This window comes from Caulobacter sp. GW821-FHT10A10, assembly GCF_059415745.1.
In genome coordinates, this window is record NZ_JBWKNV010000008.1 from 127,024 (window position 1) to 140,805 (window position 13,782).

The window sequence follows — 13,782 nt, forward strand, 5'->3', positions numbered from 1 at the left end:
GCTCCACTCAGCCGGCGGCGTAGGCCGCGCCGGTCTTGACCATGTCGGCCAGGCCGATGCGGTCGTTGACGCCGCCCATATCGATCATCCGGTCGGCGAAAGGCTTGCTGGCGCCGTTGGTCTTCAGGCTGGCCAGGAAAGCCTCGGCCGCCGGCACCATCGCGCGGACCAGGGCGCCGGGCGAGATCACCAGCTTGAAGCCGATGCGGCCCAGTTCGGTCACGTCCAGCAGCGGGGTCTTGCCGCCCTCGACCATGTTGGCCAGCAGCGGAACCCGGCCAGCGAAGGCATGGGCAATGGCGCTCATCTCGCCCAGGGACTGCGGGGCCTCGACGAACAGCACGTCGGCGCCGGCCTCGACATAGGCGTGGGCGCGGTCGAGCGCGGCTTCAAAGCCTTCGACGCCGATGGCGTCGGTGCGGGCGATGATCAGGGTCTGGTCGCTGGCCCGAGCGTCCAGCGCCGCGCGGATCTTGCCCGACATCTCCTGGGTCGAGACCAGGCCCTTGTCCGACAGGTGGCCGCACTTCTTGGGGAAGGTCTGGTCTTCCAGCTGGATGGCCGAGGCGCCCATGCGCTCGAAGATCCGCACCGTGCGCTGCACGTTGACGGCGTTGCCGAAGCCGGTGTCGCCGTCGACGATCAGCGGCAAGCCGACCCGCTCGGACACCCGGCCGACCACGTCGGCAACGTGGTCGAACGACACCAGGCCGATGTCGGGCCGGCCTAGCTGGGTGTAGGCGATCGAGGCGCCAGAGAGGTACACGGCCTCGAACCCGGCCTGTTCGATCAGCAGGGCCGACAGGGCGTCATAGGCGCCGGGGGCCAGCAGCGGCGTGTCTTGGGCGAGGCGGTCGCGCAGGCTCATGCGGCGGCTCCCTTCAGTCGGCGTTTCAGGTGCGGAATCAGGCCGCCGTCCTCGATCATCGCCATCAGGTGCGGCGGGATCGGCGTCAGGGCGTAGACCTTGCCCGTGGTCAAATTCTCGAGACGGCCGGCGACCGGATCCAAAGAGATCCGATCGCCGTCGCTCACCTCACCGACCTGGGGAAACACAAAGGCCGGCAAGCCGAGGTTGATGGCGTTGCGGTAGAAGATGCGGGCGAACGAGGTCGCCAGCACCGCGGAGACGCCAAGAAGACGTAAGGAGACGGCCGCCTGCTCGCGCGACGAGCCGAGGCCGAAATTAGCGCCGGCGAACACCACGTCGCCGGGCTGGACGCTGGAGGCGAAGTCCGGCGCGATGGCCCGCAGGCAGTGCTGGGCCAGCTCGGCCGGCGGCAGCTTCATCAGGTTGCCGGGGGCCAGAAGGTCGGTGTCGATGGCGTCGCCGAAGACGAAGGCGCGGGACATCAGGCGGCTCCCGTCAGATAGGGGCGGGGATCGACGATGCGGCCGGCCGTCGCGGCGGCCGCCACGGCGTAGGGCGAGCCGAGATAGACCTTGGCGCCCGCATGGCCCATGCGGCCCTGGAAGTTGCGGTTGGTCGACGAGATGCAGGTCTCGCCTTCGGCCAGGATGCCGGCGCCCATGCCGGCGCAGGCCCCGCAGCCCGACGGCATCAGCACCGCCCCGGCCGCCAGCAGGGTCTCCATCACCCCTTCGCGCGCCGCCAGTTCTGCGGTGCGGGCCGAGCCCGGGGCCACCAGCAGCCGCACGCCCGGCGCCACGCGACGGCCCTTCAGCACGGCGGCGGCCATCCGCAGGTCCTCGATCTTGGCCCCGACGCAGGCGCCGATATAGGCCTGGTCGATACGAACCTCGGAGAACTCGGTCGCGTCGCGGGTGTTGGCCGGCGAGTGCGGGGCGGCGATCTGCGGCGAGAGGCTTGAGGCGTCGAAGCGGTGCACGGCGGCGTAGGTCGCGTCGGCGTCGGAATGCAGGGCCAGGGCCGCGGCCTGGTCCGTCACCGGCGCGCCGCGGGCGGCCAGATAGGCGAAGGTCGTCACGTCCGGCGCCACGACGCCGGTCTCGGCGCCCAGTTCGGCGGCCATGTTGGCCAGCACCATGCGCTCGGCCATCGGCATGGCCTCGACCAGGGGACCGGCGAATTCCACCGCCTTGAAGGCGTTGTCCATGCCCAGTTCCCGACACAGGAACAGCATGACGTCCTTGGCCGTCACGCCCGGCTGGAAGGCGCCGGTCCACTCGACGCGGATCGTCTCGGGCACGGCCAGCCAGGTCTCGCCCGTTGCGGCGATGGCGGCCATGTCGGTGGCGCCGTAGCCGGCCGCATAGGCCCCGAAGGCGCCGGCCGTGGGCGTGTGGCTGTCGCCGCCGGCGATGAAGGCGCCCGGACGGATCAGGCCGTGTTCGGGCAGGACGAGGTGGCAGATGCCGACCATGTCGAAGAAGGCGCTGACGTCATAGTCGCGGGCGAAGTCGCGTGTCCCCTTGAGGATCGCTGCCGATTCCGCGTCCACGGCCGGCACGTAGTGGTCCGAGACGATGGCCACCTTGGACGGGTCCCACAGGCCCACGCCCAACTCTTCGAGCAGCGGACGCCAGCGGCGCGGGCCGCTGCTGTCGTGCGCGAAGGCCAGATCCACCTTGGCCGTCACGAGGTCGCCGGCGCGCACGCTCGGCAGGCCCGCGGCCTTGGCGATCACCTTCTCGACGAGGGTACGTCCGTTACTCTGGGCGCCCAACCTAATCGCCTCCCGGTCAAATCCAGCGGCGACCGGGGTAGGCGCGGGGCCCCCGGCTAGAAAGGCGGAAGTTCAGATCAATTGCTGTGCGGTCATTTCCGGCCGCCGGAGGACTACGATGCCCCTCGACGCCGCTCGCACCATTCCCGCCTTCGACTGGAAGGACCCGCTCGCCCTCGACGCCCGCCTGACCGAGGACGAGCGCCTGATCCGCGACGCCGCCCGCGCCTATGCGCAGGAGCAACTCCTGCCGCGCGTGGTCTCCGCCTATGCCGAAGGCCGCTTCGATCGCGAGATCATGACCGAGATGGGCGAGCTTGGCCTGCTGGGCTCGACCCTGCCGGAAGAGTACGGCGGCGCGGGCGTCAGCCATGTGGCCTACGGCCTGGCCGCCGCCGAGATCGAGGCCGTCGACAGCGGCTATCGCTCGGCCATGAGCGTGCAGTCGTCGCTGGTCATGTACCCGATCTACGCCTTCGGTTCGGAAGAGCAGAAGCGCAAATGGCTGCCGGGCATGGCCCGCGGCGAGCTGATCGGCTGCTTTGGCCTGACCGAAGCCGACGGCGGCTCCGACCCCGGCTCGATGCGCACCGTGGCCCGGAAGGTCGACGGCGGCTACGTGCTGAACGGCGCCAAGATGTGGATCACCAACAGCCCGATCTCCGACGTCGCCCTGGTCTGGGCCAAGCTCGACGGCGAGATCCGCGGCTTCCTCGTGGAGCGCGGGACCGAAGGCTTCACCACCCCGAAGATCGACGACAAGCTCAGCTTGCGCGCCTCGATCACCGGCGAGATCGTCCTACAGGACGCGCTGGTGCCGGCCGACGCCATCCTGCCGAACGTGAAAGGGCTGCGCGGTCCGTTCTCGTGCCTCAACAAGGCTCGCTACGGCATCGCCTGGGGCGCCATGGGCGCGGCGCGGTTCTGCCTGGAGACCAGCGCGGCCTATGTCGCCGACCGCGTCGTCTTCGGCCGCCCGCTGGCCGCCCGCCAGTTGATCCAGAAGAAGCTGGCCGACATGCAGACCGAGATCGCGCTGGGCTTCGAAAGCGCCCTGGCGCTCGGCCGTCGCCTGGACGCCGGCGACTGGGTGCCCGAGGCCATCAGCCTGATGAAGCGCAACAACTGCGGCAAGGCCCTGATCATCGCCCGCGAGGCCCGCGACATCCACGGCGGAGCCGGCATCTCCGGCGCCAGCCACGTGATGCGCCACGCGGCCAACCTCGAGACGGTCAACACCTACGAGGGCGCGGCCGACGTCCACGCCCTTATCCTGGGTCGGGCGATCACCGGCCTGGCGGCGTTCTGAGGAGCAGGGCGATGAAGCACCAGACCATCCGCGGCAAGATCCTCTACACCTCGCGCAAGCCGGGCCGGGAGGGGCAGGAGCGGGGGCGTGAGCACTTCTCCATGACCCGTCACACCGACGGCAAGGTGACCATCCGCGCCCAGTGCGAGATCGAGGAGCCGGATCCCACCGTCCTGCGCGACGCCGTCTACTCCCTCGACGAGCACAACCGGCCGATGGACTTCCATCTGCGCCTGACGGTCGGCGACAAATTCATGGGCTCGGGCTGGTTCCGCTTCGGCGAGGACTTCATCGAGTGCGAGAGCTACGGCCCGTCGATCGGCCGTCTGTCGCAGCGCGTGCCGATGAACGGCCATTTCGATGGCTTCGGCACCCACCCGATCATCGGCGACGCCTACATGTGCAAGGTGATGGACGTCGCCAAGGGGCCGCACAAGCGCAAGCTTCGCGTCTTCCTGCCCTCGGTCGATCACCGCGGCGCCACCCCGCCGCAGATCGTCGAGAGCGGCATCACCCTGGAATATGTCGGCGAGGAAGAGGCCACCACGCCGGCCGGAACCTTCGCCTGCCGCCACTTCCGCTTCCTGGGCGAGGACGGCGGCATGGTCAGCAAGGACGGCGAGCACCCGACCTACGACATGTGGGTTACGGCCGACGAAGACTCCCTGTTCGTGAAGGGCGGCGTCGGGGGCTACATGCAGACGTGGTACGAGCTGGTGGAGTTGGAGCGGTAATTCCTGCTGCTTCAACTCCCAAAATGTCGTCATCCCGGAAGCCGCGAAGCGGCTATCCGGGACCCAGGGGGACGGGGCGCCGTGGCGGCTCCACCGCTCAAGCGGTTGCCCATGCATTGCGGTGGCCCCTGGGTCCCGGCTCTGCGCTTCGCTTCGGCCGGGATGACGAGCATTGTAGTTGTCGTGCAGTGGATTAGCGCCTCATCCTGAGATGGGGCGGCAGCGCTCACCGCTCCGGAAACACCGGCTTCCGCTTCGCCAGGAACGCCGAGCGCCCTTCCAGGAAGTCGGGTCCCGAAACCGAGGCCACGAAAGCCGCTCGCGTCGCTGCATCGTCCTCGACGGCGCCGGCCAGGATGGCCCGGATCGTCGCCTTGATCGCCCGCACGGAGTGCTGCGACGCCGCCGCGATCTGCTCGGCCTTGGCGGCTGCGGCGGCGGGGACATCCGCTTCGACCGCATCGATCAAGCCCAACCGCAGCGCCTCGTCCGCCCCCAGCAGCCGGCCCGTGAACAGGATGTCCCTGGCCGCCGAAGCGCCGACGGCGTCCACCAGCCGCTTGGTGTCTTCCAGGCTATAGGTCAGGCCCAGCTTGGACGGCGTGATGGCCAGGCGGGCGTCCGAGGCGGCGATCCGCAGGTCGCAGGCCAGGGCCACGGCCAGGCCGCCGCCGACGCAGGCGCCTTCGATGGCGGCCAGCACAGGCTTTTCCAGGCCCGCGATCGCGCCGATCCCGGCCGCGATGGCGGCGTTGTAGCCGGCGGCGCTCTGCGGTGTCGCGTAGACGGCCTCGAACTCGCCGATGTCGGCCCCGGCGGCGAAATGGCCGCCGCGACCGGTGACGACCAGAACCTTGGCCTTTGAAGCTGAGACGGCCGCGCAGGCGTCGGGCAGGGCGCGCCACATGGCCAGGGTGATGGCGTTGCGCTTGGCCGGCCGATCGAAGGCCAGGGTCGCGACGTCGCCGTCGATGGTCAGGGTCAGCGCCCCGTCGGCGAAAACGGTCATCGGAAGGCCTCCGGAACGGCGGCGGCAGGCAGGGCTTCGGACAGCCGCGCGGCCAGCGCCTGGGTAGCGCCGTCGGTCATACCGATCACCTGCAGCGACAGCGGCAGGCCGTCGACCTCGCCGGACGGCAGGGCGAAGGCCGGGGCGCCCAGCACGTTGCCCAGGGCCGTGAGGTCGGCTTGGTAGGCTGGAACCGCGCTGCCGAAAGCGAAAGCCTGCTGTGGCGTCGTCGGCGTCAGAAGTCCGGCATAGGGCGCTGTGACAGCGAGGATTTTCCGCCTGGTTTCAGCCAGCAGGCGGTAGGCCTCGGCCAGCTTGGCCGGTGTCTGCCTGGCGCCCCAGGCCAGCAGCGACCGAAGCTCCGGCGTGAAGCCTTCCGGATCCAGGGCCAGGGCCCGACGGTGCTCGATCCCGCCCTCGATCTCGCTGAGCAGCAGGCCGGCGCGGCGCAGGGCGCCCAGGTCGAGGTCGTCGATCCGCAGCTTCTCCAGCCGCCAGCCGGCGCGAGCCAGGTCGTCGAGCGTGCGGGCGAAGCCCTCGGCCACCGCCGGCTCCAGCTGCACCAGGCCGTCGAGGTCGAGCACCGCCAGCGGCCGCTCGTCCGGCGCGGTTGAGGCGTCTACGCCGCAGGCCTGGGCGACCAGGGCCGCGTCCGCCGCTGAGCGGGCGTGGACGCCCACATGGTCCAACGTCCAGGACAGGGCCGTGACACCGTCGGTGGCGATCGCGCTCAGGGCCGGCTTGTAGCCGACGACGCCGCAATAGGACGACGGCAGGCGCACGCTGCCCATGGTGTCGGTGCCCAGGGCCGCCGCGCACAGCCCCGCCGCCACGGCCGCCGCCGAACCGCCCGACGAGCCGCCGGGGGTGAAGCCGGCGCGATGCGGGTTCTCGCAGCGGCCGAGGAAGACGTTGTCGTTGGTCGCGCCCAGCGCCGCCTCGTGCATGTTCAGCGCGCCCAGGATCACCGCCCCGGCGGCCCGCAACTGGGCCACGCAGGCCGCATCGGCCGGCGCGACGTTGCGGGCATAGGCCTTGATGCCGGCGCTGTGCACCAGGCCCTCGACGGCGATATTGGCCTTCACCGCGATCGGCGCGCCGTCGATCGGCGACAAGGGCTTGCCCTCGGCCCAGCGTCGGGCGCTGGCGCGCGCCTCGGCTCGCGCGCCCTCGGCGTCGAGCTCGACCACGGCGTTGATCGCCGGGTTCAGCCGTTCGATCCGCGCGAGATAGGCCTCGGTCACGTCGATGGGACTGACGCCCGCCGCGTAGAGCGCCGGCAGGCCCGAGACGCCCGCCGCGATGATGGGGTCGGAGAAGCCCGCCACCTCAGTAGCGCTCGTCGATCAGGCGGATCGGCTTCTGGCGCACGTCGATCTGGGTCAGGCCCGCCGTTGCGCCCTTCGGCGCCAGCTCGACCTCGACCTCGATGCCGATCTTCCGCTTCAGGATTTCGCCGTAAAAGCTTGCGATATCTCGCCATTCGGCGGCGTCGGCCGTGGTCTCGGCGGTCACCGCGAAACTGTCGCGGCCGGTCGCGTCGCGGCGCGCGCGACAGATGAACTCGCCGGCGAAGGCCGGCGCATGCTCCAGCATCGCCCCGACGCCCTGCGGGAAGATGTTGATCCCGCGGATCTTGACCATGTTGTCAGAGCGACCCAGGAAGCCCTCGATCCGCTGGAACACCACGTCGATCAACGACGGCTTGGGAATCGCCCGCGTCACGTCGTGGGTGTTGAAGCGGATCAGCGGATAAAGGTCGTCCTTGAAAAGGCAGGTGACGATCATGTCGCCCAGCTCGCCCGGCGCCACGGCCGCGCCGGTGTCAATGTCGCAGATCTCCAGGTAGTGCGCGTCCTCATGCACGTAGAGGCCGTCGCGGTCGGGGCCTTCGCCGGCGATCAGGCCGGTGTCGCCGACGCCGTACCAGTCGAAGCACTTGGCGCCGCCCCACACCTTCTCCATCGCCGCCCGGTCCTCGCGGCCCAGGTGCGCCGAGATCAGCCGCACGGGGATGTCGCGGCCCGGTTCGATGCCCATCTCCAGCGCCGTGTCGGCCAGTTTCTTGAGGTAGTCGCCGAAGCCCACCAACACGGTGGCCCCGAAGCGCTTCATGACCTCGACCTGCTGGGCCGAGCGGGTCTCGACCCCGGTGCCGGCCGACAGGAAGGTCGCGCTGGTCCAGCGGGTCACGGCCTCGCGCACATAGTGGCCGCCGTTGATCATGCCGTGGCCGTAGACCGAGTGGATCACGTCGTCCGGCCGCAGGCCCTGGAACTGGTAGTTGCGGGCCAGCAGCAGGTTCTGCACCTCGCGGCTTTTGGGGCCGAACAGCAGCACCTGGGGCGATCCCGTGGTGCCCGAGGTGGTGTGCAGCATCACCGGCGGCCGCTGGCTGTCCGGATAGCCCTCGAAGCCGGCGAAGTCGCCGAACGGCGGCTTGCGCTCCAGCGAGGCCATGATGTCGGACTTGTCGAAGCTGGGCAGGCCCGGCAGGTCGTCGAGCGAGCGGATGTCGCCGGGCTGGACGCCCGCCGCGCTCCAGAGGCGCTGGTAGAAGGGCGTCTTCCAGGCCCGCTCGACGCAACGCAGGAACAGGCGGTTCTGCCGCCAGCGCAGTTCGTCGCGGCTGGTGGTGGTGGCGAACTGGGTGAAGGCCTCGCCGATCGGGTGGTCGGCGACGAGGGCGGGGTAGTCGAGCGACTGCCAGTAGGTCTGGTGGGACATGAGAACCTTGGGGAGAGAGCTAGCCGCCGCTGGCGAGGAGGAAGGCCTCGCGGGCGTCGGCCAGGGTGTCGAAGCGGTCGAAGAGGTCGGTCAGGGGGGCGTGGACGGCCTCCATGCCGACGAAGGCCAGGCACGAGCGGGCCTTTTCCAAGTGCTCGTCGCGGCTCATCGGGAAGTCGGGCGAACCGAGCTGGGCGGTGACGTCGAGAACGATCTCGCGGCCGTCCTTCAGGCGGGCGATGGCGCGGGCCGGCACGAAGGCGGCGGGATCGGGATTACCGTCGCTCTCGACCACGATGCGGGCGGCGAGCGCCAGGACGTCGGGCTCGTTCAGGCGCTCGGGGGTGTAGTCGTCGAGCCCGACGCGACCGCGGGTCAGCATGACGGCGGCTAGGTAAGGCAGGCAGAGACGGGCGTAGGCCGTATCCATCTCCGGCTTGGCGACGCGGCCCACCAGGTGGCGGATCAGCGGCGGGGCCGAATAGGTCAGGCTTTCGAGGTCCGCGGGCGTCACGCCGTGCTCGGTCGCCAGCTTGCGCACCGCCACCAGGCCGCCGTGGCAGGCGCGTCCCGTGGGGAAAGGTTTGCAGGAGACTTCGGCGATGCGGCGGCGGTCCTTGAGATCGGCCAGAACGGGGGCGAGGTCGAACCCGGCCTCGAACAGCGGCAGGTAGCCGAACGGCCCCTCCAGCCAGTCGCGCGGTCCGGGCAGGCCAGCCTGCGCGACGTCGATCGCCTGCAGGGCCGAGCGGGCGGCGGCGGCGATCTGGACAGGCAGGGCGGGCTTGCCCTCGGTGTGGGCCTGCATGGTGCCGCTGCTGAAGGCCAGGGCGTAGCCCATGGCGTCCATCGCCGTCTCGCGCGGCAGGCGCTTCAGCCGCGCCAGGGCCGCCGTCGCGCCGAACACCCCCGCCGTCGCCGGCCGGAAGAAGCGCAGGGCGGTCGTCGCGGCGACCCCCAAGGCGATGGCGACGTCGACCCCGGCGACCATGGCGGCCAGCACCTCTTCGCCGCTGTACGGACCCGAACGGTCCAGCTCTGCGATCAGGGCCGGCGCGATGGTCGGCAGCGGGTGCAGCACGGCCTTCTCGTGGACGGAGTCGTACTCCTGGCCGTGCAGCTGGAAGGCGTTGACGAAGGTGGCCTGGGCCGGCGGCAGGCGCACGCCGGGGCGGCCGAGCACGAGGCCGTCGCCTTCACCGCCCCAGCCGCGCGCGGCGGCCAGGATCGCGTCGGAATAGGCCGCGCCCGCGCCGGCCGCGCACACCGCCACGGCGTCGTGCAGCAGCCGGCGGGCGTCGGCCTGGACGGCGTCCGGCAGGGCGTCCCAGCGCAGGGAGAGGGCGTGGTCGACGAGGGCTTCGGCGGCGATCATGTGGCGACGCTAGCAGCGGCGCCGGCCGCCTTCGGACGCGGCGTTCGGGTTTGCGCGCACAGCGGACAACGGCGCGGCTGTCCGCCAGTCGGCCAAACGCGAAATCCCCGTCGCGCCTGGGCGGGACGGGTTCAGCCTTCTGTTCGCGGACTATCGGGGGATCGTCCGCAAGCCAGGAGAGCCGCCATGCTGATGCGTGTTCTGTTGCTGCTGACCAGCGCGTTTCTGCTGATGGAAGCCGGACCGATGCTGCTCGACCAGATGGAACGCGAGCGGGCGGAGTCCTGACGTCTTCCTCTTCCAACTTGCCCGTCGTCCCGCGCTTTGGACGGAGCGACGGGCTTTTGGAAGGGGGAGGCCCGGCAAGCGTCTGCCGGCACCCCCTCAATCCGACTTTCCCCGCGAAGGCGGGGATCCAAGCGGACGTTCAGGATGGGGCGAGGCCGTGGACGAGCCGCGAGCTCGGCTTGGATCCCCGCCTTCGCGGGGATGCTCGGTGAAAATATAACCGAGAGTTTCTGAAGCCCGCCTCAGTCTAGCGCGCCCGCCACCCCGCCGGACCGGCGCCCAGCGCGGGCGGAACCGGGTCGATCACCGCCGGCTCATTCGAGAACAGGATCGGCGTGCCGACGATCTCATTGCCGTCGGCGTCACGCGACAGCATGCCCCGCGCTTCCAGGGCTGGATCCTCGAAGGTCTCCTTCAGCGTGCGCACCGGCGCGAAACAGACGTCGCGGCCCTCGAACCAGGCTTCCCATTCAGCCCGGGTCTTGGTGACGAAAGCCTCGCGCAGGAAGGCTCGGAGCGGCTCCTGGCCGGGACCGGGCTGAAGCTCGGCATAGGGCAGCAGGTCCAGGCGATCGAGGCCCGCCAGAAGGTTGCGGGCGAACTTCACCTCCGAGCCGCCCAGGCAGATCCACTGGCCGTCGGCGCATTCGTAGAGGCCGTACATGGCGTTGCCGCCCCAGGAGCGTTCGTCCTTGGGAACATGCGCCCGCCCGGTCGCGAAGATCTTGCCGGTGACGTTGGGCGTCCAGGCCAGCACGCTGTCGAACATGGCCACGTCGACATAGTCGCCCTGGCCCGTCTTCTCCCGTCGCAGCAGGGCCATGAGCACGCCCGACAGGGCGGTGAGGCTGGCCAGGGCGTCGGCGGCGGGCATGTTCGGCGGGGTCGGCTTGCCATCGAACCCTTCGCTCAACGACACCATGCCGGCCAGGGCCTGCACCGCGATGTCGTGGGCCGGCTTGTCGCGATAGGGACCGGTCTGGCCGAAAGCCGAGATCGCCACATAGACGATGCCCGGATTGCGGGCCTTCACGGCCTCGTAGTCGAAGCCCAGTCGCTGGATGACGCCGGGCCGGAAGGCCTCGACCACCACGTCGGCCTCGGCGGCCAGATCGAGCAGCAGGGCGCGGCCCTCGGCGGACTTGAGGTCCACTTGCAGGCTGCGCTTGCCACGGCTGGTATTGCGAAACCAGACGCTCGTCCCGTTCTTGCGATAGCCGATCTCGCGGGCCGGATCGCCTTCGCCGGGTGGCTCGATCTTCAGCACGTCCGCGCCGTGGTCGGCCATCATCAGGGTCAGCATCGGCCCCGGCAGGAAGAACGACAGGTCTAGAACGCGGACGCCTTCCAGCTTCACGAGGCAGCTCCCAGAATTTCGTCCGTGTGTTCGCCCAGCTTCGGCGCGCGGGCGCCTGGCATCCGCTCGCCGTCGATCTTCACGGGGCAGGCCAGCATGGCCAAGCCTTCCGCACGGTCAGGATGGGCGACGACGTCGCGCATGCCCACCTCGGCCACGAACGGGTTGTCGAGCGCGTCCATCATCTCGAGGATCGGAGCGAACGGAACCTTGCCGCCCAGCAGAGCGGTCCACTCGGCCGTGGTGCGCTGGCCGAACAGCACGTCCATCGCCTCGCTCAGCGCGGGTCGATTGGCGTGGCGGCTGGGGATGTCGGTAAAGCGCGGATCGGCCTTCAGTTCGGCGGCGCCGGCCAGGTCGCACAGCGCCTCCCAGAACTTCGGGGTCTGGCACATGACGAGGCCCCAACCGTCGGCCGTTTTCACCGCCTGCGAGGGCGCGATCGACGGGTGGGCGCCGCGCGGCAGGCGCTGGACCTTGTAGCCCTCGTTCATCGCCCAGACGGCGGGATAGGAGAGCTGATGCAGGGCCACGTCGAACAGCGAGACGTCGACGTCGCAGCCTTGCCCCGTGGTCCGCGCCGACAGCAGGGCGCTGACCACGCCGAAGGCCAGCATGGTGCCGGTCATGAAGTCGACCATCGACACGCCCAGCCGGGCCGGCGGCGTATCAGGCTCGCCGGTCAGGCTCATCAGCCCGGCCTCGGCCTGCATCAGGTAGTCGTAGCCCGGCCACCCGGCCCGGCTGTTGCCGCGCCCGTAAGCGGAAAGGTGGCCGCAGACGATGGCGGGATTGACGCCCTTCAGGTCGTCGTAAGTTAGCCGCATCTTGCCGGGCTGGTCGCCACGCAGGTTGTCGACGACCATGTCGGCCTCGCGCACCAGACCCTCGAAGGCCGCGCGGCCCTCGGGGGTCTTGATGTCCAGCGCGATGGACTTCTTCGACCGCGAGAAGGTCTGGAAGAACTGGCTGTCGGCCGTTCCCAGAAAGAACGGGCCGGTGGCGCGGCTGACGTCGCCGCCCATGGCCGGGGCCTCGATCTTGACGACCTCGGCGCCCAGTTCGGCCATCAGCTGGGTGGCGTAGGGGCCGGCGCCGTACTGCTCGACGGCCAACACCTTGATCCCGGCGAGCGGGCGGCGAACGTCTCCCATCAGACCGGGTTCCGGGCCACGAGCTGGCGGGCGATGATGATCCGCTGCATCTCGTTGGTGCCTTCGCCGATGCACATCAGCGGGGCGTCGCGGAACAGACGCTCGATCGGATATTCCTTGGAATAGCCGTAGGCGCCGTGGATGCGCATGGCCTCGGTGGCCACCTCCAGCGCCGTCTCCGACGCGAAGTACTTGGCCATGCCCGCTTCCATGTCGACGCGCTCGCCGCGGTCGTAGGCCTTGGCGGCGTCTTCCACGAGCAGCTCCGAGGCGCGGGTCTTGGCCCCCATCTCGCCGAGCTTCAGCTGGATGGCCTGGTGCTGGGCGATCGGCTTGCCCATGGTCTTGCGGACCTGGGCGTACTTGACGCTTTCCATCAGCGCGCGCTTGGCGATGCCGACCGAGCGGGCGGCGACGTTGATGCGGCCGATCTCCAGGCCGCCGGTGGCCATGACGAAGCCCTGGCCTTCCTCGCCGCCGACCAGGCACAGCTCGGCGTCGCAGCGATAGTCCTCGAAGATGAACTCGCCGCTGTCGATGCCCTTGTAGCCGAGCTTCTCCAGCTTTCGGCCGTTCGTGACGCCGGCGATGGGGGCGCGGGTCTCGGGATCGATCTTCGGGGTGATGAGCATGCTCATCCCCTTGTGGCGCGGCTGGGCTTCCGGATCGGTCTTCACCAGCAGGGCCGAGACATGGCCCTCGATGGCGTTGGTGATCCAGGTCTTGGTCCCGTTCACGACGTAGTCGCCGCCGTCGCGCTTGGCGACCGTGCGGATGCCCTGCAGGTCTGTGCCGGCGTCCGGCTCGGTCAGGCCCAGACAGCCGCGCATCTCACCGCTGGCGAAGCGGGGCAGCCAGAAGTCCTTCTGCTTCTGCGTGCCGAACTTCTGGACGACCATGGCCATCATCAGGTGCGAGTTGAACACGCCCGTCAGGCTCATCCACTCGGCGCTGATCTTGGTGACGATCCGCGAATAGGTCAGGGCCGAAAGGCCCAGGCCGCCGTATTCCGGGTCGATCAGGGCGCCGAACAGACCCAGTTCCTTCATGTCCTCGACGAGGGCGTGAGGATACTCGTCGTCGTGCTCGAGCTGCATCGCCACGGGGGCGACCTTCTTCTCCAGCCACTTGTCGATGGCGTCGAGGATGGCGCGTTCGTCGGCTTCCGAGATCTCGCTCAT

General features: G+C 69.8%; 12 protein-coding genes. 2 read left to right on the forward strand and 10 right to left on the reverse strand.

What is annotated here, in order from left to right; all coding sequences use genetic code 11:
• Positions 1-7: 7 nt before the first annotated feature.
• Genes AC07NS_RS21320 through AC07NS_RS21330 form a run of 3 tightly spaced genes read right to left on the reverse strand, consistent with a single transcriptional unit; the run spans position 8 to position 2,648 of the window.
• Entirely contained in the window at positions 8-868 is an 861-nt protein-coding gene (locus tag AC07NS_RS21320; RefSeq protein ID WP_494606504.1) for an isocitrate lyase/PEP mutase family protein, read from the reverse strand.
• Positions 865-1,353, reverse strand: a complete 489-nt coding sequence (locus AC07NS_RS21325) for a LeuD/DmdB family oxidoreductase small subunit (protein ID WP_494606506.1) — start codon at positions 1,351-1,353, stop codon at positions 865-867. The genes AC07NS_RS21320 and AC07NS_RS21325 overlap by 4 nt, the downstream gene beginning before the upstream one ends.
• Positions 1,353-2,648: an aconitase/3-isopropylmalate dehydratase large subunit family protein gene (locus tag AC07NS_RS21330; protein ID WP_494606508.1), complete on the reverse strand. Its 1,296-nt coding sequence runs from the start codon at positions 2,646-2,648 to the stop codon at positions 1,353-1,355. Before AC07NS_RS21330 ends, AC07NS_RS21325 begins: the two co-directional genes overlap by 1 nt.
• Positions 2,649-2,766: 118 nt before the next feature.
• On the opposite strand from AC07NS_RS21330, the gene AC07NS_RS21335 reads away from it, so the two are divergent.
• Both AC07NS_RS21335 and AC07NS_RS21340 read left to right on the forward strand, forming a co-directional pair.
• Positions 2,767-3,957 carry an acyl-CoA dehydrogenase gene (locus tag AC07NS_RS21335; RefSeq protein ID WP_494606510.1) on the forward strand — a complete coding sequence of 397 codons (1,191 nt, stop codon included), beginning with the start codon at positions 2,767-2,769 and terminating at the stop codon, positions 3,955-3,957.
• Positions 3,958-3,968: 11 nt separating this feature from the next.
• Positions 3,969-4,691 carry a hypothetical protein gene (locus tag AC07NS_RS21340; RefSeq protein ID WP_494606512.1) on the forward strand — a complete coding sequence of 241 codons (723 nt, stop codon included), beginning with the start codon at positions 3,969-3,971 and terminating at the stop codon, positions 4,689-4,691.
• Positions 4,692-4,917: 226 nt separating this feature from the next.
• Here AC07NS_RS21340 and AC07NS_RS21345 read toward each other — a convergent pair whose 3' ends face one another.
• From AC07NS_RS21345 to AC07NS_RS21375, 7 genes are all read right to left on the reverse strand, one after another.
• Positions 4,918-5,700, reverse strand: coding sequence for an enoyl-CoA hydratase/isomerase family protein (locus tag AC07NS_RS21345; RefSeq protein ID WP_494606514.1), 783 nt, complete (start codon positions 5,698-5,700; stop codon positions 4,918-4,920).
• Positions 5,697-7,028 carry an amidase gene (locus AC07NS_RS21350; protein ID WP_494606516.1) on the reverse strand — a complete coding sequence of 444 codons (1,332 nt, stop codon included), beginning with the start codon at positions 7,026-7,028 and terminating at the stop codon, positions 5,697-5,699. The genes AC07NS_RS21345 and AC07NS_RS21350 overlap by 4 nt, the downstream gene beginning before the upstream one ends.
• Before the next feature lies 1 nt (position 7,029).
• Positions 7,030-8,427, reverse strand: a complete 1,398-nt coding sequence (locus tag AC07NS_RS21355; RefSeq protein ID WP_494606518.1) for a phenylacetate--CoA ligase family protein — start codon at positions 8,425-8,427, stop codon at positions 7,030-7,032.
• Positions 8,428-8,446: 19 nt separating this feature from the next.
• Entirely contained in the window at positions 8,447-9,802 is a 1,356-nt protein-coding gene (locus AC07NS_RS21360) for an MmgE/PrpD family protein (RefSeq protein WP_494606520.1), read from the reverse strand.
• A gap of 535 nt (positions 9,803-10,337) precedes the next feature.
• The gene (locus AC07NS_RS21365; protein WP_494606522.1) at positions 10,338-11,447 is read right to left on the reverse strand and encodes a CaiB/BaiF CoA transferase family protein; all 1,110 of its coding nucleotides are present in this window, start codon (positions 11,445-11,447) and stop codon (positions 10,338-10,340) included.
• Positions 11,444-12,601 carry a CaiB/BaiF CoA transferase family protein gene (locus tag AC07NS_RS21370; protein ID WP_494606524.1) on the reverse strand — a complete coding sequence of 386 codons (1,158 nt, stop codon included), beginning with the start codon at positions 12,599-12,601 and terminating at the stop codon, positions 11,444-11,446. The genes AC07NS_RS21365 and AC07NS_RS21370 overlap by 4 nt, the downstream gene beginning before the upstream one ends.
• Complete coding sequence (locus AC07NS_RS21375) at positions 12,601-13,782, reverse strand: acyl-CoA dehydrogenase family protein (protein ID WP_494606526.1); 1,182 nt, start codon at positions 13,780-13,782, stop codon at positions 12,601-12,603. The genes AC07NS_RS21370 and AC07NS_RS21375 overlap by 1 nt, the downstream gene beginning before the upstream one ends.